Genomic DNA, 22,502 nt, shown 5'->3' on the forward strand with positions numbered 1-22,502 from the left:
TGTACAGCGTTGTCATACCGGAACACAAAAGGAATTCTAAAGCCGGGCGGCGGCGAGCATCGCCGATCCGCCGGCTTCGGCCTCGCTCGCGCCCGCGCGCATCATCGCGAACAGCTCGCGGCCGGTGCCGTCCTGCGGGGGCGGGGCGGGGGCATGTTCGCGCGAATCCCACTCCGCCGGGGCCACCAGCGCCTCCAGCGTGCCGGTCTGCGCGCACAGCCGGACCACGTCGCCGTCGCGTAGCTTCGCGATCGGGCCGCCGCCCAGCGCCTCCGGGCTCAGGTGGATCGCGCAGGGCACCTTGCCGCTGGCGCCGGACATCCGCCCGTCGGTGACCAGCGCGACGCGGAAGCCGCGGTTCTGGAGCACCCCCAGCGGCGGCGTGAGCTTGTGCAGCTCGGGCATGCCGTTGGCGCGCGGCCCCTGGAAGCGGACGACGACAACCACGTCGCGGTCCAGCTCGCCCGCCTTGAACGCGGCCTGCACCTCGGCCTGGTCGTGGAAGACGCGGGCCGGGGCCTCGATCGTCCAGCGATCGCGCTCGACCGCGGAAACCTTGATGCAGGCGCGGCCCAGATTGCCCTTCAGGATGCGGAAGCCGCCTTCGGGCGAGAAGGGGGCTTCGATCGTGCGGACGATCGCGGTGTCGCCGCTTTCGGCCGGCAGATCGGGCCACGCCAGCGAATCGCCCTCGATCGCGGGCTTGCGGCCATATTGCGCCATGCCCCCGGCGGCGATCGTCAGGATATCGGCGTGCATCAGCCCGCCCTTCAGCAGCTCGCGGATCACGAAGGCGGGGCCGCCCGCGTCCTCGAAAGCGTTCACGTCCGCCGAACCGTTCGGATAGACGCGCGCCAGCAGCGGCACCGCGCGCGAAAGCCGGTCGAAATCCTCCCAGTCGATGATCACCCCCGCCGCGCGCGCGATCGCGGGCAGATGGATCAGATGGTTGGTCGATCCCCCCGTGGCGAGCAGCGCGACAGCGGCGTTCACCACCGCCTTTTCGTCCACGCACTGGCCCAGCGGGCGGTAATCGCCGCCGTCCCAGCCGATCTCGGCCAGCCGGTGGACGGCGGCGCGGGTCAGCTCCTGGCGCAGCTTCGTCCCCGGATTGGCGAAGGCGGCGCCGGGGATGTGCAGGCCCATCGCCTCCATCATCATCTGGTTCGAATTGGCGGTGCCGTAGAAGGTGCAGGTGCCCTTCGAATGATAGGCGGCGATCTCCGCCTCCAGCAGCGTCTCGCGATCGGCCTTGCCCTCGGCATAAAGCTCGCGGACGTGCGCCTTCTCCTTGTTCGACAGGCCGGACCGCATCGGCCCGCCGGGCACCAGCACCATCGGCAGATGGCCGAAGCGCAGCGCGCCCATCAGCAGCCCCGGCACGATCTTGTCGCAGATGCCGAGCAGCGCCGCGCCCTCGAACGTGCGGTGCGACAGCGCGATGGCCGTGCCCAGCGCGATGGTGTCGCGGCTGAACAGCGACAGCTCCATACCCTGATATCCCTGGGTCACGCCGTCGCACATCGCCGGAACGCCGCCCGCCACCTGGGCCGTGGCACCCGCCTCGATCGCCCAGAGCTTCATCTGCTCGGGATAGCGATAATAGACCGCATGCGCCGACAGCATGTCGTTGTACGCGGTGACGATGCCGATGTTCATCCGGTTGCCGGGCTTGAGCAGGTCGCGCTGCTCGTCGGTTCCGGCATAGGCGTGCGCCAGGTTGGCGCAGCCCAGCCGGGGCCGGTCCGCGCCCGAATCGCGCTCGCGGCCGATCAGCGCCAGATAGGCCGCGCGGCTGGCCCGCGAACGATCGATCACGCGATCGGTGACGGCGGCGAGTTCGGGGTGGATGGTCATCGCCTGCGATCCTCAATCCGTTCGCGCTTGGCCTGTCGAAGTGCCCCGGCCCAACCCGCGTGGCCCCGGCCTTCGCCGGGGAAACGCTGGTGCAGAGGATTCCGCCCGCTCACGGCGCCCAGTGGATGTCCACGGGCAGCTCCATATCCGCCAGGATGCGGCCGATGGGATAGGGGGAGGAGGCGCCCTGCTTGATCGCCTTTTCGATCACGTCGCGCTTGGCCTGTCCGGTCACCGCGATCATCAGCGCCTTGGACGCGACGATCGCCGCGCGGCTCAGCGATACGCGGGGCACGGCGGCCTCCGCGGGCATCGGATCGGGCATCACGCCCAGCGCGCGCCGTTCCTTCGGGCCGTTGAGCGCCTCGTCGTAATCGGGGCCGGGGAAGATCGACGCCGCATGCCCGTCCGCGCCCACGCCCAGCAGGCACAGGTCGAGCGGCCAGTGAAGATCCTGGAGCAGCGCGTCGGCGGCGCGGCCGGCGGCCTTGTAGTCCGGCGCCTTGTCGCTGACGAGCGGGATCACCCGTGCGCCCTTCGGCAGGAAGATCTTGCCGATGGCGGTGACGTTGGACAGCGGATCGCCCAGCGGCACCAGCCGTTCGTCGCCGGGCACGATCGTCACCTTCTTCCAGTCGATCGGCTGCTTGGCCAGCTCGCGATAGATGGGGAGGGGGGTCTTGCCGCCCGCCAGCGCGATCACCGCGTTGCCGCGATCGTCCAGCGCCTGGCCGATGATGAAGCCCAGGTCGCCCGCGACCGCCTCCGCCATCTCTTCGGCGTCGTCATAATCCCACCATTCGACTTCGTCGGTCACTTGGGCATCCTTATCGTCATTCGTTCCAGGTCACGCCGTCGCGTTCGGTCAGCGCGATGGCGGCCGAAGGCCCCCAGCTTCCGGAGGCATAGGGCTTCGGCTTCACGTCGTTAGCCGCCCAGCCCGCGCGAATCGAATCGATCCATTCCCATTGCGCTTCCACTTCGTCGCGGCGCACGAACAGCGTCGGATCGCCCTCGATCAGGTCGAGCAGCAGCCGTTCATAGGCGATGCGGCGCGGCGTGGCAGCAAACTCCGTATCCAGGCTGAGGTTCAGCGGCACTTCGCGCAGGCGGATGCCTTCACGGTCCAGCCCCGGCTGCTTGGCCATCACCAGCAGCCGCACATATTCCTCGGGCTGCAGCCGGATCACCAGCGTATTGGGCTGGAGCATTCCCCCGCGCTCGGCGAAGATCGAATGCGGCACCGGTTTGAACCGGATCACGATCTCCGACCGCCGCTCCGCCAGCCGCTTGCCGGTGCGCAGGTAGAAGGGCACGCCCCGCCACCGCCAGTTGTCGACATGCGCCTTCAGCGCGACGAAGGTCTCGGTTCCCGAAGGCTTGCCCAGCTCGTCAGCATAGCCTTCCACCAGCTTCCCGGTCACCGCGCCCTTGCCATATTGGCCGGTGACGGTGAGCTGGGATACCTCCTCCGGCCGGATGCGGCGCAGCGAGCGCAACACCTTCACCTTCTCGTCGCGGATCGCGGTGCCGTCGAAGCGGGCGGGGGGCTCCATCGCGATCAGCGCCACCAACTGGAGCATATGGTTCTGGAGCATGTCGCGCAGCGCGCCGACATCGTCGTAATAGCCCGCGCGCCCCTCCAGCCCCACCGTTTCGGAAACGGTGATCTGGATGTTGTCGATCCCCTGGGCGTTCCACACCGGCTCGAACAGCGAGTTGCCGAAGCGCAGCGCCATGATGTTCTGCACCGTCTCCTTGCCCAGATAATGATCGATGCGGAACGTCCGCTCCTCGGGGAAGGCGGAGGCGACGATGTCGTTGATCTCGCGGCTGGAAGGCAGATCGAAGCCCAGCGGCTTCTCCAGCCCGATGCGGACGTTGCCGCAGGCCAGCCCGGCGGCCGCCAGCCCCTTGATCGTCGGCCCGAACAGCCATGGCGCGGTGGACAGGAAGATGGCCAGCCCGCCGCTGATATCCCCCAGCTTCTGCGCCAGCGGATCGAAGTTTTCCGCATGCTCGGCGTCCAGCGTCTGATAGCCGAGCCGCTCAAGGAAACTTGCGACAGCGCTGTCGCCTTTCCGTTCCGCGGGCAGGAACTGGTCCAGCGCCTCCGCCGCGAAGGCGCGGAAGCCGGCGTCGTCCTTTTCCGAACGCGCGGTGCCGGTGATCGTCAGCCCGGGGGGCAACAGCCCGTCCGCATGCAGCGCGAACAGAGAGGGCAGCAGCATCCGCCGCGAAAGGTCACCCGTGGCTCCGAACAGCAGGAGCTTGCCCGCCGGCTGGTTCATATGCGCCGCTTCCTTGCTGGAAATATCCCCGCTCAGGTCGACACCAAAGGGGGGCAAAGATCAAGCCGCGCGTTGCCGCGCCGCAGCGAAATCAGAGGACCAGGCCCGCCGTCGGGTCCAGCCCCGCCATCAGGTTCAGGTTCTGCACCGCGGCGCCGCCCGCGCCCTTGCCCAGATTGTCATAGGTCGCCATCAGCCGCGCCTGCCCGGTCTCGGCATTGCCGAACACGCGGATCCACAGCCGGTCGGTCCCGGCATTCTCCTCGATGCGCACCTGCGAAATATCCTCGGCGGGCATCACGCTGACGACGGGCGAATCCTTGTACGCCTCGCGCAGCGTCGTCTCGATCGTGGTCAGGCTGGGTTTGCGCGGCAGCGCGTGGAGCGGCAGCGCGACCTCTGACAGCATGCCGCGATAGGTCCGCGCCACCGCCGGCAGGAACAGCGGCGGGGTGGCGATGCGCGCGTGCTTGTGCATCTCCGGCAGATGCTTGTGCGCCATGCCCAGGCCATAGGCGCGATAGGCGGACTTTTCGTGGCCCTTGGCCTTTTCGTCCTCGAACTCGGCGATCATCGCCTTGCCGCCGCCCGAATAGCCCGACGCGCCCGAATAGACGAGCGGCCAGTCATGCGGCACCAGCCCCATGCGCACCAGCGGGCGGACGAGCGCCAGGAAGCCGGTGGGCCAGCAGCCCGGATTGCTGACGAAACGCGCCTCGGCGATCGCCTTGGGCTGGCTCGGCTCCAGCTCGGGCAGGCCATAGGTCCAGCCTTCGCCGGTGCGGAAGGCGGTGGATGCGTCGATCACGCGCACTTCCGGGTTCTCGATCAGCGCCACCGCCTCGCGTGCCGCATCGTCGGGCAGGCAGAGGATGACGAAATCGGAGCCGTTGAGCGCCTCGCGCCGCTTGACGCTGTTCTTGCGCAGGTTTTCGGGCAGCAGCAGCAGCTCGATATCCGTGCGCGCGGCCAGCCGCTCGCGGATTTCCAGCCCGGTGGTGCCGGCGGCGCCATCGATGAAGACGCGCGCCGTCATGCCGCGTCGTCCGCGGCGAGCGCGTCGGCGTCGATATAGCCCACGCGGCCGGCGCCCGGGGCCACGCCCCAGGCATGGGTGCCGGCGAATTCGAGCACCTCGAACGTGTCGCCCGCGCCAAGCTGCGCCACCGTGGGCGAGCCGGCGGCCGATTCGGCGCGCAACGCCGTGCCGCGTGCCAGCTTGCGCGGCAGCGGTGCGGCGTAATGCGGCGCGAAGACGCTGCCCGCGAGTCGCACGTCCGCGAGATCGCGGCGCACGGCCTGCGTCAGCGAATCTACCGGTACCGAACGGCCGGTCAGCGCGAAGCGTTTACGCGCCGGCCCGGAGGGCGGCTGGTTCCGCGACGTCCCCGCCGGTGAGGAAATGCCCGAATTCTGCAAGAAATTCTGCCCCTTCCGCAGTCCGCGCGACGAAGATGTTTCGCTTATCGGTTTCGTCGCGCTGGCGGCGCAGATAGCCGAGCGAGCCCAGTCGATTCAAGGCGCGCGTGACGACGGGCTTCGACACGTTCAGCGCACGTGCCAGCCCGCGCACCGTGTGCGGGCCCGGATCGAGGTAGACGAGGAGGAGGAGCGCCATCTGGCGGTTGGTAAGGTCAGGCTCGCCGGAGCGGACATAATCGATGAGGGTGTTCTTCCAGCTAGCGAGCGACTGGTGGGAAATCGCGTTCACGGTACGATACTCTTTTACAAAGCGGATACTGAAGCCCGTCGGGCAAGGCCGCGCCGGTTCTGACAACGCGCTTGCACCTTCGCGGGTTTCAGCACCATCACGAATTGTTACGTAGGTGGTGTGCCGCAACGGTTGATCAAGGGGGTGCGCTCCACTATGTCGCGCGCTTCCGAACAATCCAGGTGCGCGCGTCGATGCTTTTCACTTTCCTGCTCGTGGTCCAGTTCATCGTCGCGGCGCTGCTCGTGACCGTGATCCTGATGCAGCGTTCCGAGGGCGGCGGGCTCACCACCGGCGGCAGCCCGTCGGGGCTGATGTCGGCGCGCGGCGCGGCGGATTTCCTGACGCGCGCCACCTCGATCCTGGCCACCGCGTTCGTCGCGCTGTGCATCCTGCTGGCGGTGCTGGCGGCGAATCGCCAGTCGGGCCGGATCGACGCTTCGTTGCAGAAGGCGCCCGAGGCCGCGGCACCCGCCGCCAACGTAACGGCCCCCGCGCAGATTCCGGGGATCCCGGCGGACAATGCCAGCTCCGCGATACCCGGCATCGTGACGGGCAATTCGGCGATCCCGACCGGCAACTGACGCCCGGCCACCCCCGGCTATCCACCGTTTTTTCGCGCGGCTCCGGAGTCGGGGGCTTGCCGGTGCGCGCGGTTTACTCCTAGGGCTGTCCTCCCATGGCGCGGTATATTTTCATCACCGGCGGCGTGGTCTCCTCGCTCGGCAAGGGTCTGATGGCGGCGAGCCTCGCCGCTCTCCTCCAGGCGCGCGGCTACAAGGTCCGCATCCGGAAATTCGATCCGTATCTCAACGTCGATCCGGGCACGATGTCGCCCTATCAGCACGGCGAGGTCTATGTGACCGACGACGGTGCGGAGACCGATCTCGACCTAGGCCATTATGAGCGGTTCACCGGCGTCGCTTCGCGCCAGTCGGACAACGTCACCTCCGGCCGGATCTACAAGCAGATCATCGAGAAGGAGCGGCGCGGCGACTTTCTGGGCGCCACCGTCCAGGTCGTCCCGCACGTCACCGACGCGATCAAGGCGTTCGCGCAGGACGATACCGACGGGCTGGATTTCGTGCTGTGCGAGATCGGCGGCACCGTGGGCGACATCGAATCGCTGCCCTTCATCGAGGCGATCCGCCAGCTCCGCAACGAGCTGGGCCGGGGCCAGACGATCAGCATCCATGTAACGCTGGTGCCCTTCATCTCGGCGGCGGGCGAACTGAAGACCAAGCCGACGCAGCACAGCGTGCGCGAGCTGGCCGCGCTGGGCGTGCAGCCTGACGTGCTGGTGTGCCGCTGCGAACAGCCCTTGCCGGAGGGCGAGCGCGCCAAGATCGCGCTGTTCTGCAACGTGCCCAAGGCCGCGGTGATCGAGGCGCGCGACGCATCGAGCATCTACAAGGTGCCGCTGCAATATCATGCCGAGGGGCTGGACGAGCAGGTGCTGCGCGCCTTCGGCATCGAGCCCGGCCTGCCGCCGCGGCTGGACCGCTGGACCGAGATCGTGGACCGGATCGAGAATCCGGAGGGCGAGGTGACGATCGGTGTCGTCGGCAAATATGTGGGCCTGCCGGACGCCTACAAGTCGCTGCACGAGGCGCTGGTCCATGGCGGCATCGCCAACAAGGTGAAGGTCCATATCCGCTGGCTCGACGCGGAGATCTTCGAAGGCGACGAGGCGGAGACCGCGGCGCGGCTGGAGCCGATGCACGGCATCCTCGTCCCCGGCGGCTTCGGCGAGCGCGGCAGCGAGGGCAAGATCGCCAGCGTCCGCTTCGCCCGCGAGCGCGGCGTGCCCTTCTTCGGCATCTGCCTGGGCATGCAGATGGCCTGTATCGAAGGCGCGCGCGAGGCCGGCATCGCCGATGCCTCCACCACGGAATTCGGCCCGACCGAGCAGCCGGTGGTCGGCATGATCACCGAATGGATGACCGCCGAGGGGCTGCAGAAGCGCGAGGCAGGCGGTGATCTGGGCGGCACGATGCGGCTGGGCGCCTATCCGGCCAGCCTGGCGGGCAACAGCGTGGCGGCGTCGATCTATGGCGCGACCGATATCAGCGAGCGCCACCGCCACCGCTATGAGGTCAACACCGCCTATCGCGACGTGCTGGAAAAGAGCGGGCTGGTGTTCTCCGGCATGTCGCCGGACGGCACGCTGCCCGAGGTCGTCGAGCGGCCGGACCATCCCTGGTTCGTCGGCGTGCAGTTCCATCCGGAGCTGAAGAGCAAGCCGTTCGACCCGCACCCGCTGTTCCGCCAGTTCATCGGCGCGGCCGTGCGGCAGAGCCGGCTGGTCTAGGGAACCGGCAAAGGGTCCGGCGGCCCGATTGAGACAATGGGCCGGAATCGCCGCTCAGGGATGGTCCCGGCCTGCGCCGGGGAAGCGGCTTGGTGATCTGCCGCCAGTGCGGAAGGCCGCCTTCGCAGCCCTATCCGCCCGGTTGCCGGGCGCGTTCGGCGGCGGCTTCGCATTCGCTGGCGAAAGCGCGCAGCGCGTGCAGCGTCCGGGGATCGAGCGCGGTGCTGGCAAGCCGCCGGCAGCGTTCGGCCTCGGCGCGGTACTCCTCCGCGCTGCGCCCGCCGTTTTCGCCGTGCCGATCCGGGCCGTCCGTCATCGCCTGCCGTTCCGTGCCATTCATCCGGAAAGATCGCCCGATAGCGCGGCAGGTTCCAAAAAAGTCTTAGAGTCGCATTGAGCCAGGCTGAATCGAGACAGCGCCGGCCCGCTCCCCGGGGATATCCCGACACGCAAAGGGCGCCCGGGCGAGTTGCCCGGACGCCCCTGCTGCGGCGCCCAAAGGGAGAATGCGCCGCGAGCCGCGGGGGGAATCAGGCCGCGTCGGCCTCGCTCTCCGGCGATTCGTGATCGATCGCGCGCAGGTTGCCGGTGCGCACGCTGATCTTCTTGGGCTTCATCGCCTCGGGCACCTCGCGGACCAGCTCGATGGTGAGCAGGCCGTCGGCGAGGTTGGCGTTCTCAACGCGCACGAAATCGGCGAGCTCGAAGCGGCGCTCGAAGCTGCGGGTGGCGATGCCCAAGTGCAGGAAGGCGGCGCTGTCACGCTCGCTCTCCTCGCTCTTCTTGCCGGAAACGACGAGCAGGTTCTGCTGCGCGGTGATGTCGATCTCGCCCGCCTTGAACCCGGCCACCGCAAGCGTGATGCGATAGCGGTCGTCGGCGATCTTCTCGAGATTGAACGGGGGATAGTTCTCCGTGCCCTGGCGCGCGCTCGCCTCGAGCAGGTCGAACAGCCGGTCGAATCCGATGGTCGAGCGGCGGAACGGGGTAAAGTCGAACTGACGCATCCTTAAGTCCTCCAAATGAGCAATCTTAACGTCGTCCGGTGCCCGGAAATCCGCGGCGCCGGGGTCTTGCGCGGCCCGTCTCGGCGCCGCGCTCCAGCTATTTGGGAAAGGGCCGGGCGCTTTCAAGGGGCGCCCCGGCGGCGCGGCGCGCGCATGCCCCGCGGCCGGCAGGGCGGCAAGAAGAGCCTGGCTTGGGACGGCACGAGTTTTAATTTCCTTCAAATTGATAGGAATTTAGATAATCTCCCATCAAATCACTAGGTATTAATGTCCGGCCAGACAGGGAGACCATAGAATGAGCCTTTCTTCTCTGACACTTGCGCTGCTGAGCGGCGCGGCTGCGGTGCCCGCTGGTGCGGCGATTCCTGAGGCTCCGGCGCCGGTTTCGGCACCTGCGGGAGCCGAGGATGCGGCCGAATATGAGGCCGGGGCGGAGTCCGATCAGCATGGATCGGGCGAGATCGTCGTCACCGCGCGCCGCCGCGAGGAGACCGCGCAGGAAGTGCCGCTGGGCATCTCCGTCGTCGGCGGCGAACAGATCGAGACGACCGGCAGCTATAACGTCGCCAAGCTGACCCAGCTTGCGCCCACGCTGCAGCTCTATTCGTCGAACCCGCGCAACACCGCGGTCAACATCCGCGGCCTGGGCGTGCCGTTCGGCCTTACCAACGATGGCTTCGAACAGGGTGTCGGCATCTATGTCGACGACGTCTATTATGCGCGCGTCGCATCGGCGGTGTTCGATTTCCTCGACGTCGACCGGATCGAGGTGCTGCGCGGCCCCCAGGGCACGCTCTATGGCAAGAACACCACGGCCGGCGCGATCAACATCACGACCAACCAGCCGACCTTCGATTTCCAGGGCAAGGCCGAGCTGAGCATCGGCAACCTGGCGTTCAAGCAGGCGAAGGCCGCGGTTTCCGGCCCGATTTCGGAAACGCTGGCGGCGCGCGTCGCCTTTTCGGGCACCAGCCGCCGCGGCACGATCTTCAACGTCGCCAGCGGCAACTGGATCAACGAGCAGGAGAATATCGGCCTGCGCGGCCAGCTATTGTTCAAGCCGAACGACGATCTCAGCATCACGCTGGCGGGCGATTTCAACACCCAGAACCCGGAATGCTGCGGCACCGTGTTCGTGCGCACCGGCGCCACCCAGCGCGCGCTGGCGCGGCAATATGCGGCGCTCGCATCGGCCCAGGGCTATTCGGTGGTCAGCACCAACCCGTTCGATCGCCTGACCGACGTCGATGCCAATCTGAACGCGGGCAACAAAATCGGCGGCGTATCGCTGCGCGTGAACTGGGACGTCGGGCCGGGCACGCTCGCCTCGATCAGCGCCTGGCGTTTCTGGGACTGGAAGCCGGAGAACGACCGCGACTACACCGGCCTGCCGATCGTCTCGAAGTCGCAGAACCCCTCACAGCACGACCAGTATACGCAGGAACTGCGCTACAATTATTCGGGCAAGAGCCTGGATTTCGTGATCGGCGCGTTCGGCTTCTACCAGCGCATCGACACCCAGGGCACCGAACAGCATGGCGCGGCATCCAGCAGGTGGAACCTCACCGGCGCGCTGGCCAGTGATCCGACGGTGCTGGACGGGCTGGTTGCCTACAACACCCAGTACCTCAAGAACACGAGCTTCGCGGTGTTCGGCCAGCTCGGCTGGCGCGTCACCGACCGGCTGACCATCCAGCCCGGCGTGCGGCTGAACTATGACAAGAAGGACGGATATTACGAGCGCCAGGTGTTCGACGGCCAGGGCAATCCCGTGCTCTATGGCCAGACCGATCCGCGCAAGGTGGCGCAGCGCGGCATCCTGGCGCCGCAGCTCATCACGCCGGAGTTCAGCGACTGGAACTTCAGCTACGACCTGACCGTCAGCTATGCGCTGGCGCCGGACATCCTGGCCTATGGCACCTATGCCAAGACCTTCAAGACCGGCGGCATCAACCAGAACGGCGTGCCCGTGGACGCCAGCAACAACCCCATCCTGGCGGCGGGGACGATCAAGCCCGAATCGGTCAAGCACTTCGAATTCGGGGTGAAGACCCAGTTCTGGGACCGCCGCGCGACGCTGAACATCGCGGGCTTCCACACCACGATCGACGATTTCCAGGCGAACGTCACCAACGGCCAGTTCGGCGTGCTGCGCGGCTATCTGGCCAACGCCGATCGCGTGCGGAGCAAGGGCGTGGAGGTCGATTTCTCGATCCGCCCGTCCGATCGCTTCAACGCCTATGTCAATGGCGCCTATACCGACGCGAAATACGTCAAGTTCGTGGACGCGCCGTGCCCGCCGGAGCTTTCGGGCGGCACCACCGTTGGGGCGGGCCAGACGCCCAGCGCACCGGGCACGCCGGGCGGCCTCAGCCCCGCCAACTGCGACATCTCGGGCCAGCGGCTGCCGGGCGTGTCCAAATGGGCCTTCTCCTATGGCGCGGAGGCGAACGCGCCGGTCACCTTCCTGGGCAAGGAAGGCCAGGCCTATCTGGCCTTCGACGGCAGCTATCGCTCGAACTTCTCGTCGAACCCGTCGCCCTCGGCTTATACCTGGGTGGACGGCTATGCGCTCACCAACTTCCGGCTGGGTTTCCGCGCCCAGGGCGAATTCAACGTCTACGCCTGGGTCCGCAATGCGTTCGACACCGAATATTTCGAGCAGCTTACCGTCGGACCGAGCAACACCGGACTGATCGTCGGCCAGCCGGGCGATCCGCGGACCTGGGGCCTGACCGTCAGCAAGAACTTCTGATCGGCGAATCCGGTCTCCCGCATGGCCGGGGGAGGCCGGGGGGAGGGGGCCGGCCCGCATGGCCCCCTCCCACACCCTCCGGAGCTTGAAGAGCGGGTTGGCAGCGCCCAAAAAGGAAGCGCCCGGGCTGTTTCCAGCCCGGGCGCCCGCGTGACGAATGCTTCGTCAGCCCCCTTAGTCAGGACCCGCCCGCGCGCCCGCTTATACCTGCGAGCGGAGCTGGGTACCTCCCCGAACCACGGCCATTGCCTGCGTTTCGACATGCGTTTGCTAGGGAGTGGCCGCTGGCTTGTCACCGGGCTTGCGGGGGTCTGCGCCAATTTGGTCGCGTACTGTGTCCGGCGGGCAACACAGCGATGCGCGCATCTCTATTTGCAAGGCGGCCCGCAACTGCCCTAGACGGCGGTATCGCTCGCCTCCCGGGGTTCCGCCGACTGTCATGCTGATTTCGCGCTACGAGCGGATGATTGCCCGCCGATACCTGCTTCCTGGCCGCGGCGAGGCGTTCATCGCCATGGTCGCGGGGATCAGCCTGTTCGCGGTGATGCTGGGCGTGGCCGCGCTGGTGGTGGTGATGAGCGTGATGAACGGCTTCCGCGCGGAGCTGTTCGACAAGATCACGGGGCTGAACGGCCATGCGGTGATCCAGGGATACAATGGCCAGCTCCACGATTGGCGCGCCGTGGCGGCGGAGGCGAAGGCGACGCCCGGCGTCACCAGCGCCACCCCGCTGATCGAGCAGCCGCTGTTCGCCAGCTTCAACGGCCGCGTCGAGTTCGCGCTGGTCCGCGGCATGCGGGTGGAGGACATCGCCGAGAACCCCACGCTGAAGGGCAAGGAGGTCGCCGGATCGCTCGCGCGGCTGACCCCGGGAAGCGAACGGGTGGCGATCGGCACGCGGCTGGCCGATTCGCTGGGCGCGACGGTGGGCAGTAAGATCTCGATCATCAATCCGCAGGGCGCGGCCACCCCGTTCGGCACGATGTTCCGCATCGTCCAATATGAGGTGGCCGCGATCTTCGAGGTCGGCATCTATGATTACGACAAGGCGTTCGTGATCCTGCCGATGGAGGACGCGCAGACGCTGCTGCTGATGGGCGACGCGGTGGGGATGGTGGAGATCGACACCGAGAACCCCGATCGCGTGCAGCAGATATTGGCCCCGCTGGCGGACAAGGTGAAGAACCGCGGCCAGCTCGTCGACTGGCGGATGATGAACTCGCAGTTGTTCGAGGCGCTGGCGGTGGACCGGATCGTGTCGTTCACCATCCTGTCGATCATCATCCTGGTGGCGGCGTTCAACATCCTGTCGTCGCTGATCATGCTGGTGCGCGCCAAGACGCGCGACATCGCGGTGCTGCGGACCATGGGCGCCACGCGCGGCGGGCTGATGCGCATCTTCATGACGGTGGGCACGACGATCGGCGCGCTGGGCGTGCTGGCAGGCGTGCTGCTGGGCTTCCTGTTCATCCATTTCCGCGAGAATGTGGTGTGGGCGATCGGCGCGGTGACCGGCCAGAATGTGTGGGACCCGCAGTTCCGCTTCCTCACCGAACTGCCGGCCAAGACCGATCCGTGGGAGGTGCTGGCGATCGCGCTGATCGCGTTGCTGCTCGCCTTCCTGGCCACGCTGTACCCGGCGTGGAAGGCGGCGAGCACCGATCCGGTGCAGGTGCTGCGCTATGAGTGAGCCGGTACTGGAAACGCGCGGGCTGACGCGCAGCTTCGTCCAGGGCGAGGCGGTGATCGAGGTGCTGCGCGGCGTGGACCTGAAGATCGCGCCGGGCGAGATCGTGGCGCTGCTCGGTCCGTCAGGATCGGGCAAGTCCACGCTGCTCCAGGCGGTGGGGCTGCTGGAGGGCGGGTTCGGCGGATCTATCCGCATCGCCGGGCGCGAGGCCGCCCAGCTCGACGACAAGGGCCGCACCGCCGTCCGCCGCGAGCATCTGGGCTTCGTCTACCAGTTCCACCACCTGCTGCCCGATTTCAACGCGACCGAGAATGTGGTGCTGCCCCAGCTCGTGCGCGGCGCCACGCGCGAGGAGGCGGAAGCGCGCGCCCGCGATCTGCTGACCGCGCTCGGCCTGGCGCAGCGGATGACGCACAAGCCCAGCCAGCTTTCCGGCGGCGAGCAGCAGCGCGTGGCGGTGGCCCGCGCGCTGGCCAACCGGCCCGCGCTGGTGCTGGCCGACGAGCCCACCGGCAACCTGGACGAGGCGACCGCGGACGTGGTGCTGGCCGAGTTCCTCCAGCTCGTCCGCAACCAGGGTTCAGCGGCGCTGATCGCGACGCACAACGAGCGGCTGGCGGCGCGGATGGATCGTGTCGTGCGGCTGCACGACGGCTTGCTGGAATAGCCCTGTGAACGCGGCACGCTGGGCCGAGACCCCGACGCTCGCCGGCCGCCACGTCACGCTGCGGCCGCTGGCGCGAGAGGATCGCGATGCGCTGGTCGAGGCGGTGAGCGACGGGCGGCTGTGGGAGCTGTTCTATTCGCTCGCGCCCGGGCCGCAGACGATCGACCTGTGGATGGAAGCCGCCTTCCGCGAGAAGGAACAGGGCAGGGGCCTGCCCTTCGCTGTGCTGGACGCCGATGGGCGGGTGGCGGGATCAACCCGCTATCTGCGCATCAATCCCGGTAACCGGCGGCTGGAGATCGGCGGCACCTTCTATGCCAGGCGCGTCCAGCGCACCGGGCTGAATACCGAGGCGAAGCTGATGCTGCTGGGGCATGCCTTTGAAACGCTGGGCTGCGTCTGCGTCCAGATCCGCACCGACTGGTTCAACAAACCGTCGCAGCGCGCGATCGAGCGCCTCGGCGCGAAGAAGGACGGCGTGCTGCGCGGCCAGCGGATCATGCCCGACGGGCGCGTGCGCGATACGGTGGTCTATTCGATCCTGGACCATGAATGGCGCGGCGTGCGGCAGAATCTGGAGATGATGCTCGCAAGAGGAGAGCAGCGATGACCGCGATCACCGACATCCCCGTGCGCACCGCGGCGGGGGCAGAGACGACGCTGGCAGAACATGCCGGCAAGGTGCTGCTGATCGTCAACACCGCGTCCAAATGCGGCTTCACCCCGCAATATGCCGGGCTGGAGGCGCTGTGGCGCAAATATGGCGATCGCGGCTTCGCGGTGCTGGCCTTCCCCTGCAACCAGTTCGGCGCGCAGGAGCCCGGCGACGCGGCGGAGATCGCCAGCTTCTGCTCGCTAACCTATGACGTGACCTTCCCGGTCTTTGCCAAGGTGGACGTGAACGGCGCCGATGCCGCGCCGCTGTTCCGTCACCTGAAGCACGAGGCGCCGGGCGTGCTGGGCAGCGAAGGGATCAAGTGGAACTTCACCAAGTTCCTGGTCGATCGTTCCGGCAAGGTGGTGGACCGCTTCGCGCCGACGACCAAGCCGGAAGCGATCGAGGGCGCGATCGAGGCGTTGCTGTAGGGCCTGTTTCAGCCGTTGCAGGCGCAGCCGGGCGGCTGATGGCAGTTCAGGTGGCGGGCGATGCAGGTGTTGCCGCACGCCTTGCCCTTTGTGCAGACCTTGCAACAGGCGCCCGCCGCCGCGCGGGCGGTGCAGGGATCGATCGCCGCGGGGCCGGCGGCAGCGATCAGCAGCAGGGTGGCTACAAGCCGCATCCGGGCAGCTAGGTCCGGCAGGGCCGTGCGCGCGACACCGACCCGGTCGGGATCGGACCCGACAGGCGGTCCCTCGCGCATCCGGCCGCGAAGATGCTCCGTTCCCGATGTTTTTCTGCGCGCGGGCAAAAGAAAACCGGCGCCGGAGAGGGGGCCGGCGCCGGTTCGGGAGGGTAGCCCTGGGGTGGTGGGGGCGGGAGGAAGGAACACCCCCACCACCAGGCTCAGGGACGACGCGGGAGAGGGAGGAAACCGCGCCGCCCCATCCGGTTCAGCCGGCCGCGGCGGGCAGGCAGATCACATATTGGCCGCTGGTCTCCATCGTGCGGCCCTCGGTGTCTTCCACCGGGTGGTTGCCGCTCACCAGCTTGCCCAGGTTGCTCAGCGCGCCGAACATGCTCATCGCGCCGGTCAGGGGCTTGCCGCGGCGGTCGCGCTTCGGCTGGGGGCGGGCGTTGCGCGGCTCGCGGCGGGGCGGGGGAGCCATGCGGCCCATCCGGGCGGCCACCGAAGCGGCGTCGCCGGTCCGGCCGAACTCGCGCCACACGACGCGGAAACCCTTGGGAACCTCGGTCCACTCGCCGTCCGCCTCGGGGCGGATCAGGTCGCAGCCGCAGCGATGGCAGCGCGTGAAATCCAGCCCCTGATTGTGGTGGTGCGTGGTTTCGGCGGTATGACCGGCAACCGAGCAGAGCAGCGTCATCTCAATCACTCCCTGAAGCGCCTGTGGCGGCTTCGACGTTTCGGGTCCGGGGCGATTTCGGCCGCCCCCGGCCCCTTGGTTCCTTGTCGGCGCTTCGGGGTTTCGATCCCCTTGCCCAACATTTGCCATATTACTGCCCAAATCTGTCTTGGCGATGAACCGTTCGATTTTATCGACGAACCGTTTACCGCATCAGACCGTCCGGGACGCTCCTTATGGTTAATGAATGACTCGACGCGCGGTGAGTCGCCATTCCGGTCGCGCACTTACGAGTCCGGCCCTAAGGGGAATCGGCAATACGGCCAGCCACTTACGCAGGGCGCCCTAAGGAGGAATCCAAGGGCCGGATGCGAAACTTGTTGATATCCCGGTCGCGCGGCTTGGCATCGGCGGCGGCCGCGCCCTAGGGTGGGGCATGGCGCATTCGGGGTTCGTTCCGCTCAGGATCTTCTCGTCCTACACGATGCTGGAGGGCGCGATAGATCCCAAGGCGATCGCAAAGCGCGCGCGCGAGCTGGGCTTTCCCGCCGCCGGGCTGGCGGACCGCAACGGCCTCTATGCCGCGATGTCCTTCTCCGATGCCGCGGCGAAGGCGGGCGTCCAGCCGGTGGTCGGTACGCTGCTGGCGGTCGCGCGGCCTGGGCAGGACGATTCGGCCGCGCCGGCGATCGACTGGCTGGCGCTCTATGCGCAGGACGACACCGGCTACGGCAATCTGTGCGATCTGGTTTCGCGCGCGCATCTCGATCGCCCGATCGAGTTGGACGCGCATGTGCCCTTCGCGGCGCTGGAGGGGCGCACGGATGGACTGATCTGCCTCACCGCCGCGGGCGAGGGCGCGCTGGCCCGGCTCTATGCCGAGGGGCAGGATGCCGCCGCCGCGGACTATGCGACGCGGCTGGAGGCGTTGTTCCCCGGCCGCCTTTATATCGAGATCGCGCGCCGGCTGAACGAGGTGGAGGGCGCAGCCGAGCCGCGCCTGCTGGAGCTGGCCTATGCGCGCGAGCTGCCGCTGGTCGCCACCAACCCGAGCTGCTTCGCCGAGGAGAGCTTCCATCCCGCGCACGACGCGATGCTGTGCATCGCCGCCTCGGCCTATATCGCCAGCGAAGACCGGCCGCGCAGCTCGCCCGACGCCTGGATGAAGCCGGCGAACGAGATGAAGACCCTGTTCGCCGATCTGCCCGAAGCGATCGCGAACACGCTGGTCGTCGCCCAGCGCTGCGCGGTGAAGGCGCCCAAGCGCAAGCCGATCCTGCCCAGCCTGGCCGGCGACCGCGAGGGCGAGGCGCGGATGCTGCGCGACGACGCCAGGCGCGGGCTGGAGGCGCGGCTGGAAAAGGCCGGCGTCACCGGCGAGGAAGAGCGCGAAGCCTATTTCCGGCGCCTGGAGTTCGAGACCCAGGTCATCGTCGACATGGGCTTCCCCGGCTATTTCCTGATCGTCGCGGACTTCATCAAATGGGCGAAGGCCCAGGGCATCCCGGTGGGGCCGGGCCGCGGATCGGGCGCGGGTTCGGTGGTCGCCTGGGCGCTGACCATCACCGATCTGGATCCGCTCAAGCTCGGGCTGCTGTTCGAGCGCTTCCTGAATCCCGAGCGCGTGTCGATGCCGGACTTCGACATCGACTTCTGCGAAACCCGGCGGGGCGAGGTGATTCGCTACGTCCAGGAAAAATACGGCCGCGACCATGTGGCGCAGATCATCACCTTCGGGACGATGAAGGCGCGCGCGGTGCTGAAGGATGTCGGGCGCGTGCTCCAGATGAGCTACGGCCAGGTCGACCGGCTGGCCAAGCTGATCCCCAACCACCCGACCGACCCCTGGACGCTGGAACGCACGCTGAACGGCGTCAGCGAGTTCCATTCGGAATATCAGCACCAGAGCGACGTGCGGAACCTGATCGATCTGGCGATGAAGCTGGAGGGCCTGCCGCGCCACAGCTCCACCCATGCCGCGGGCGTGGTGATCGGGGACCGGCCGCTGGCCCAGCTCGTCCCGCTCTATCGCGATCCGCGGTCGGACATGCCGGTGACCCAGTTCGACATGAAATATGTCGAGGGCGCCGGGCTGGTGAAGTTCGACTTCCTGGGCCTCAAGACGCTGTCGGTGCTGCGCAAGGCGGTGGACCTGCTGGCGGAGCGCAACGTGATCATCGATCTCGATACGCTCGCCTGGGACGATACCGCCGTCTACGACCTGCTCCAGCGCGGCGACACGGTGGGCGTGTTCCAGCTCGAATCGGAAGGCATGCGGCGCACGCTCTCCGCGGTGCGCCCGTCGAACTTCGGCGACATCATCGCGCTCGTCTCGCTCTATCGCCCGGGGCCGATGGACAACATCCCCAGCTTCGGCGCGCGCAAGAACGGGCGCGAGGACATCCAGTATCCGCACCCCCTGCTGGAAGGCATCCTGAAGGAGACCTACGGCATCTTCGTCTATCAGGAACAGGTGATGCAGGCCGCGCAGATCCTGGCCGGATACAGCCTGGGCGGCGCGGACCTGCTGCGCCGTGCGATGGGCAAGAAGATCAAGGCGGAGATGGATGCCCAGCGCGCGACCTTCGTCGAAGGCTGCGCCGCCACGCACAAGATCCCGGCGGCCAAGGCCAACGAGCTGTTCGACTTGATCGACAAGTTCGCCGGTTACGGCTTCAACAAGTCGCACGCCGCCGCCTATGCGCTGCTCGCCTATCAGACCGCCTGGCTGAAGGCGCATTATCCGCATGAATTCTTCGCGGCATCGATGTGCTTCGACGCCGATCAGACCGACAAGCTGGCGGTGTTCGCCGACGATATGAAGCGGCTGTCGATCCGCTGCCTGCCGCCTGACATCAACCTTTCCGGCGCCGAGTTCACGGTGGAGGAGGACGCGGACGGGCTGGCGGTGCGCTATGCGCTGGCGGCGCTGAAGGGCGTGGGCACGCGCGCGATGGAGCTGCTGGGCGAGGAGCGCGACGAGCATGGCCGCTTCCAGAGCCTCGACGATTTCGCCCGGCGCGTCGATCCGCGGCTGCTCAACAAGCGGCAGGTGGAGACGCTGGCGGGGGCGGGCGCCTTTGATTCGATCGCGCCCGATCGCCCGGGCGTCTATGCTGCGGCGGAGACGATCCTGGCGGTAGCCCAGCGCACGCAGGAGAGCCGGACGAGCGGCCAGGGCGGCCTGTTCGGCGAATCCGAGCCCGGCGGCGGCGCGATCAAGCTGCCCACCAGCGCCAAATGGTCGCTGGCCGAGCGGATCAACGCCGAGCGCGAGGCCTTCGGCTATTATTTCTCGGCGCATCCGCTCGATCGCTACGCGCATCTCGTCCGTTCGCAGGGCGCGCGCGAGATCGCGTCGCTGGGCGAAATCCAGATCGCCGAGGGCGGCCGCGCGGGAGCTACTATCGCCGCGCTGATCGACGATGCGCGCTGGCGCACCTCGGCGCGGGGCAACCGCTATCTGATGGCCACGCTTTCGGACACCAGCGGCCAGGTGCCCGTCTCCTGCTTCGACGAGGATGTCGGCAAGGAGATGGAGGAGACCGCGCGCGCGGGCGGATGCGCGGTAGTGACCGTGGAGCTCGATCGCCGCGCGGGCGAGGATTCGGCGCGCGTCACCGTCCGCCGCGTCCAGCCGTTCGACAGCCTGGTCGCATCGGCACGGCTGGTGCTGGACCTGACGGTGGAGGATGTGGCGGCGCTTCCCGCGCTTGCCGGGCTGCTCGCGCCCCAGCGCGGCGGCGGGCGCGGCACCGTGCGCCTCCACCTGGCGATCGAGGACGGCGCGGCGGAGGTGGTGGCCGGGCGCGATTACCGGCTCGACGAGGAACTGGCAGGCCGCATCCGCGCGCTCCCCGGCATCGGATCGGCGCGCTTCGGCGGCGCGGAGCCGCAACTGGCGGCGGCGGCCTAGCGCCTGTCCTGTTTAGGCGGCGCCGTCCCGGCCCCTCTCGACTCTTTCGTCCTGTCCGCTACGCTTCCCGAAAAACAGGTATGGCGTGGAGATGCAGATGACGCTGGGAGGGATGCAGGATTTCGAGCTTCGGGTGATGCGGCTGCTCGATCATGCCGAGCGCGAGCATTGGGGCCGGGAGCTGGTGACGCGCTGGGCCGACGGCAGCGAGACGCGCACCACCTGGGCCGGGGTGGCGCGCGACGCCAAGAAGCTGGCGCAGGCGCTGGAGCGGATGGGGATGAAGCCGGGCGACCGCATCGGCACGCTGGGCATGAACCACAGCCGCCATCTGGTTTCCTGGTATGGCGCGATCGGGATGGGCGGGGTGATCCACACCATCAACCCGCGCCTGTTCGACGAACAGCTCGTCTATATCGCCAACCATGCCGAGGATCGCGTCCTCTTCTACGACAAGGCGTTCCAGGCGATCGTCGACCGGCTGAAGCCCGAATGGAAGACGATCGAGCATTATGTCGTCTTCGACAGCGACGGGCCTGACGGGTTCGAGGCGCTGCTGTCGCAGGAGGACGGCAACTACCGGTGGCACGAGGGGCCGGAACGCGACCCGTGCATGATCTGCTACACCAGCGGCACCACCGGAAACCCCAAGGGCGTGCTGTACGAACATCGTTCGACGATGATCCACGCCATGGCGGAGGTTGCGCCCTGGGTGTTCAACATGTCGCCGCGATCGGTGATCCTGCCGGTGGTGCCGATGTTCCATGCCGCGGCCTGGGGCCTGCCCTTCGCGGGCGCGCTGGCGGGATCGAAGTTCGTCTATTCGGCGGTCAATGATCCCAAGGTGCTGTGCGAGTTGATGAACCGCGAGAAGGTGACCCATTCGGCGGGCGTGCCCACCGTGTGGCTCGGTATGTTCCAGCATATCGACGAGACCGGCGAGACGCCGCGCTACCTCCAGCAGGTGACGATCGGCGGATCGGCCGCGCCGCGCGCGATGATCGAGCGGATCATGGGCATGGGCGTGGAGGTGAAGCACCTGTGGGGCATGACCGAGACCTCGCCGATCGGCACCGCGGGCACGCCGCCGCCGCATTGGGAGGAGATGAGCCTTTCGGAGCGGCTCGACCTGATCTCGAAACAGGGCAGCACCCCCTTCGGCATCGAGCTGCGCGTCGTGGACGACGAAGGGCATGTCCAGCCGCGCGACGGCAAGAGCTCGGGCCGGCTCCAGGTGCGCGGGCCTTGGGTGGTGAAGCGCTATTTCAAGGCGGATGCGGACGCGGTGGACCCCGATAGCTGGTTCGATACCGGCGACGTGGCTGTGATCCATCCGGACGGGGTGATGCAGATCACCGATCGCGCCAAGGACGTGATCAAGTCCGGCGGCGAATGGATCAGCTCGGTCGATCTGGAGAACGCCGCGGTGGGTTGCGCGGGCGTGGCGGAGGCGGCGGCGATCGGCGTCTATCATCCCAAATGGGACGAGCGCCCGATCCTGCTGGTGGTGCGCAAGCCGGGCAGCGAGGTGACGGCGGAAACGGTCCGCGCGCATCTGGCCGAGCATGTCGCCAAATGGTGGCTGCCGGACGAGATCCACTTCGTCGATTCGCTGCCGCATACCGCGACCGGCAAGCTGCTGAAGACCGCGCTGCGCGAGAAGTACAAGGACTATCGGCTGGAGGCTGCCTGAGGAGAGCGGCGATGGGCATGCGGCGTATCCGGGCGGGCCTGCTGGGGCTGTTGCTGCTGTTCCTGCTCGCGCCGCTTCCCGCCGCCGCCCAGCCGGCCGGCGAGCAGATCCGCGCCGTGATCGCGCGCTGGTACGAGGCGCTGGCCAGGCGCGATGAGGGGCGGCCGGGGCAGCTCACCGCGCCGGGGTTCATGAGCGCCACGCCCTATGTCGAATATGCCGACACGGGCTCGGCGGCGCTGGGGCCGCGCGTCTATACCTCGCTGGCGGCGACGGCGCTCAAATTCTCCTATGACGTCGATCTGATCCGCGCGGACGCGGTCTTCGCGCGGGTTCAGGTGTGGGAGCGCGGCTATTTCTACGCTTGGGCGGCTCAGAAGACCTATGAGCGCGGCGCGGCGGCCAGCTTCGTCCTGGAACGGCAGGAGAAGGACGGGCGCTGGCTGATCCTGGCCTATCAGACCAGTTCCCAGGGCATCCCGCCCAACAAGGTCACCGATCCGATGCCCAATCTGCGCGCGCTCTATTACGCGACACAGGGCAAGGATCGCGATCCGGCGAAGGACGCGGAGGCCGCCCGCGCCTTCTGAACGCGGCGCGCGGCGGCTGGGGATTGCCTTGTGCGGTGCCGCGCGTCACACT

Annotated in this window: 20 protein-coding genes; 10 read left to right on the forward strand and 10 right to left on the reverse strand. The window is 67.8% G+C overall.

Going from position 1 to position 22,502, the window contains the following annotated elements; genetic code table 11:
• Nucleotides 1-36 precede the first annotated feature (36 nt).
• The 6 genes from edd to OM513_RS11550 form a co-directional block, all read right to left on the reverse strand.
• Nucleotides 37-1,857, reverse strand: a complete 1,821-nt coding sequence (edd, locus tag OM513_RS11525) for a phosphogluconate dehydratase (protein WP_264944430.1) — start codon at nt 1,855-1,857, stop codon at nt 37-39.
• Between the two features lie 109 nt (nt 1,858-1,966).
• On the reverse strand, nt 1,967-2,674 hold the full coding sequence (gene pgl, locus OM513_RS11530; protein WP_264944431.1) for a 6-phosphogluconolactonase: 708 nt from the start codon (nt 2,672-2,674) through the stop codon (nt 1,967-1,969).
• Between the two features lie 16 nt (nt 2,675-2,690).
• Nucleotides 2,691-4,148, reverse strand: a complete 1,458-nt coding sequence (gene zwf, locus OM513_RS11535; RefSeq protein ID WP_264944432.1) for a glucose-6-phosphate dehydrogenase — start codon at nt 4,146-4,148, stop codon at nt 2,691-2,693.
• A gap of 91 nt (nt 4,149-4,239) precedes the next feature.
• On the reverse strand, nt 4,240-5,184 hold the full coding sequence (argC, locus tag OM513_RS11540; RefSeq protein WP_264944434.1) for an N-acetyl-gamma-glutamyl-phosphate reductase: 945 nt from the start codon (nt 5,182-5,184) through the stop codon (nt 4,240-4,242).
• On the reverse strand, nt 5,181-5,444 hold the full coding sequence (locus tag OM513_RS11545; RefSeq protein ID WP_264944435.1) for an SH3 domain-containing protein: 264 nt from the start codon (nt 5,442-5,444) through the stop codon (nt 5,181-5,183). The genes argC and OM513_RS11545 overlap by 4 nt, the downstream gene beginning before the upstream one ends.
• A 52-nt stretch (nt 5,445-5,496) precedes the next feature.
• The gene (locus OM513_RS11550; protein ID WP_264944761.1) at nt 5,497-5,850 is read right to left on the reverse strand and encodes a MarR family transcriptional regulator; all 354 of its coding nucleotides are present in this window, start codon (nt 5,848-5,850) and stop codon (nt 5,497-5,499) included.
• Nucleotides 5,851-6,053: 203 nt separating this feature from the next.
• Here OM513_RS11550 and secG point away from each other — a divergent pair, with 203 nt between their 5' ends.
• The gene (gene secG / locus OM513_RS11555; protein WP_264944436.1) at nt 6,054-6,443 is read left to right on the forward strand and encodes a preprotein translocase subunit SecG; all 390 of its coding nucleotides are present in this window, start codon (nt 6,054-6,056) and stop codon (nt 6,441-6,443) included.
• A gap of 95 nt (nt 6,444-6,538) precedes the next feature.
• Complete coding sequence (locus tag OM513_RS11560; RefSeq protein WP_264944438.1) at nt 6,539-8,170, forward strand: CTP synthase; 1,632 nt, start codon at nt 6,539-6,541, stop codon at nt 8,168-8,170.
• Between the two features lie 130 nt (nt 8,171-8,300).
• On the opposite strand, the gene OM513_RS11565 is transcribed toward OM513_RS11560, so the two are convergent.
• Complete coding sequence (locus OM513_RS11565) at nt 8,301-8,486, reverse strand: hypothetical protein (RefSeq protein WP_264944440.1); 186 nt, start codon at nt 8,484-8,486, stop codon at nt 8,301-8,303.
• Between the two features lie 214 nt (nt 8,487-8,700).
• Complete coding sequence (locus OM513_RS11570) at nt 8,701-9,177, reverse strand: Hsp20 family protein (protein WP_264944441.1); 477 nt, start codon at nt 9,175-9,177, stop codon at nt 8,701-8,703.
• A gap of 295 nt (nt 9,178-9,472) precedes the next feature.
• On the opposite strand from OM513_RS11570, the gene OM513_RS11575 reads away from it, so the two are divergent.
• The 5 genes from OM513_RS11575 to OM513_RS11595 all read left to right on the forward strand — a co-directional run bounded on the left by OM513_RS11575 (nt 9,473) and on the right by OM513_RS11595 (nt 15,375).
• On the forward strand, nt 9,473-11,932 hold the full coding sequence (locus tag OM513_RS11575) for a TonB-dependent receptor (protein ID WP_264944442.1): 2,460 nt from the start codon (nt 9,473-9,475) through the stop codon (nt 11,930-11,932).
• Between the two features lie 439 nt (nt 11,933-12,371).
• Nucleotides 12,372-13,622: a lipoprotein-releasing ABC transporter permease subunit gene (locus OM513_RS11580; RefSeq protein ID WP_264944443.1), complete on the forward strand. Its 1,251-nt coding sequence runs from the start codon at nt 12,372-12,374 to the stop codon at nt 13,620-13,622.
• Complete coding sequence (locus tag OM513_RS11585) at nt 13,615-14,289, forward strand: ABC transporter ATP-binding protein (protein ID WP_264944444.1); 675 nt, start codon at nt 13,615-13,617, stop codon at nt 14,287-14,289. The genes OM513_RS11580 and OM513_RS11585 overlap by 8 nt, the downstream gene beginning before the upstream one ends.
• A 4-nt stretch (nt 14,290-14,293) precedes the next feature.
• Complete coding sequence (locus OM513_RS11590) at nt 14,294-14,899, forward strand: GNAT family N-acetyltransferase (protein ID WP_264944445.1); 606 nt, start codon at nt 14,294-14,296, stop codon at nt 14,897-14,899.
• Nucleotides 14,896-15,375 (forward strand): glutathione peroxidase, encoded by a 480-nt coding sequence (locus OM513_RS11595; RefSeq protein WP_264944446.1) that lies wholly within the window; start codon nt 14,896-14,898, stop codon nt 15,373-15,375. Before OM513_RS11590 ends, OM513_RS11595 begins: the two co-directional genes overlap by 4 nt.
• 8 nt (nt 15,376-15,383) lie before the next feature.
• Here the strand turns inward: OM513_RS11595 and OM513_RS11600 are convergent, their stop codons facing one another.
• Both OM513_RS11600 and OM513_RS11605 read right to left on the reverse strand, forming a co-directional pair.
• Complete coding sequence (locus OM513_RS11600) at nt 15,384-15,569, reverse strand: hypothetical protein (RefSeq protein WP_264944447.1); 186 nt, start codon at nt 15,567-15,569, stop codon at nt 15,384-15,386.
• A 271-nt stretch (nt 15,570-15,840) separates the two neighbouring features.
• Complete coding sequence (locus tag OM513_RS11605; protein ID WP_264944448.1) at nt 15,841-16,272, reverse strand: hypothetical protein; 432 nt, start codon at nt 16,270-16,272, stop codon at nt 15,841-15,843.
• Between the two features lie 415 nt (nt 16,273-16,687).
• Here OM513_RS11605 and dnaE point away from each other — a divergent pair, with 415 nt between their 5' ends.
• From dnaE to OM513_RS11620, 3 genes are all read left to right on the forward strand, one after another.
• Complete coding sequence (gene dnaE, locus OM513_RS11610) at nt 16,688-20,167, forward strand: DNA polymerase III subunit alpha (protein WP_264944449.1); 3,480 nt, start codon at nt 16,688-16,690, stop codon at nt 20,165-20,167.
• 91 nt (nt 20,168-20,258) lie between these two features.
• Nucleotides 20,259-21,860 (forward strand): long-chain fatty acid--CoA ligase, encoded by a 1,602-nt coding sequence (locus tag OM513_RS11615; protein WP_264944450.1) that lies wholly within the window; start codon nt 20,259-20,261, stop codon nt 21,858-21,860.
• An 11-nt stretch (nt 21,861-21,871) separates the two neighbouring features.
• A complete protein-coding gene (locus OM513_RS11620) occupies nt 21,872-22,450 on the forward strand; it encodes a hypothetical protein (RefSeq protein WP_264944451.1) in 579 nt (192 codons plus the stop codon).
• Nucleotides 22,451-22,502 lie beyond the last annotated feature (52 nt).

Source organism: Sphingomonas canadensis (genome assembly GCF_026013525.1).
GTDB lineage: Bacteria > Pseudomonadota > Alphaproteobacteria > Sphingomonadales > Sphingomonadaceae > Sphingomonas > Sphingomonas canadensis.

Coding starts and splice junctions, on each gene's coding strand:
- edd (WP_264944430.1), bottom strand. CDS start 1,857: ATGACCATCCACCCCGAACTCGCCGCCGTCACCGATCGCGTGATCGAT.
- zwf (WP_264944432.1), bottom strand. CDS start 4,148: ATGAACCAGCCGGCGGGCAAGCTCCTGCTGTTCGGAGCCACGGGTGAC.
- argC (WP_264944434.1), bottom strand. CDS start 5,184: ATGACGGCGCGCGTCTTCATCGATGGCGCCGCCGGCACCACCGGGCTG.
- secG (WP_264944436.1), top strand. CDS start 6,054: ATGCTTTTCACTTTCCTGCTCGTGGTCCAGTTCATCGTCGCGGCGCTG.
- OM513_RS11560 (WP_264944438.1), top strand. CDS start 6,539: ATGGCGCGGTATATTTTCATCACCGGCGGCGTGGTCTCCTCGCTCGGC.
- OM513_RS11565 (WP_264944440.1), bottom strand. CDS start 8,486: ATGACGGACGGCCCGGATCGGCACGGCGAAAACGGCGGGCGCAGCGCG.
- OM513_RS11570 (WP_264944441.1), bottom strand. CDS start 9,177: ATGCGTCAGTTCGACTTTACCCCGTTCCGCCGCTCGACCATCGGATTC.
- OM513_RS11575 (WP_264944442.1), top strand. CDS start 9,473: ATGAGCCTTTCTTCTCTGACACTTGCGCTGCTGAGCGGCGCGGCTGCG.
- OM513_RS11580 (WP_264944443.1), top strand. CDS start 12,372: ATGCTGATTTCGCGCTACGAGCGGATGATTGCCCGCCGATACCTGCTT.
- OM513_RS11585 (WP_264944444.1), top strand. CDS start 13,615: ATGAGTGAGCCGGTACTGGAAACGCGCGGGCTGACGCGCAGCTTCGTC.
- OM513_RS11595 (WP_264944446.1), top strand. CDS start 14,896: ATGACCGCGATCACCGACATCCCCGTGCGCACCGCGGCGGGGGCAGAG.
- OM513_RS11600 (WP_264944447.1), bottom strand. CDS start 15,569: ATGCGGCTTGTAGCCACCCTGCTGCTGATCGCTGCCGCCGGCCCCGCG.
- OM513_RS11605 (WP_264944448.1), bottom strand. CDS start 16,272: ATGACGCTGCTCTGCTCGGTTGCCGGTCATACCGCCGAAACCACGCAC.
- dnaE (WP_264944449.1), top strand. CDS start 16,688: ATGGCGCATTCGGGGTTCGTTCCGCTCAGGATCTTCTCGTCCTACACG.
- OM513_RS11615 (WP_264944450.1), top strand. CDS start 20,259: ATGCAGATGACGCTGGGAGGGATGCAGGATTTCGAGCTTCGGGTGATG.
- OM513_RS11620 (WP_264944451.1), top strand. CDS start 21,872: ATGGGCATGCGGCGTATCCGGGCGGGCCTGCTGGGGCTGTTGCTGCTG.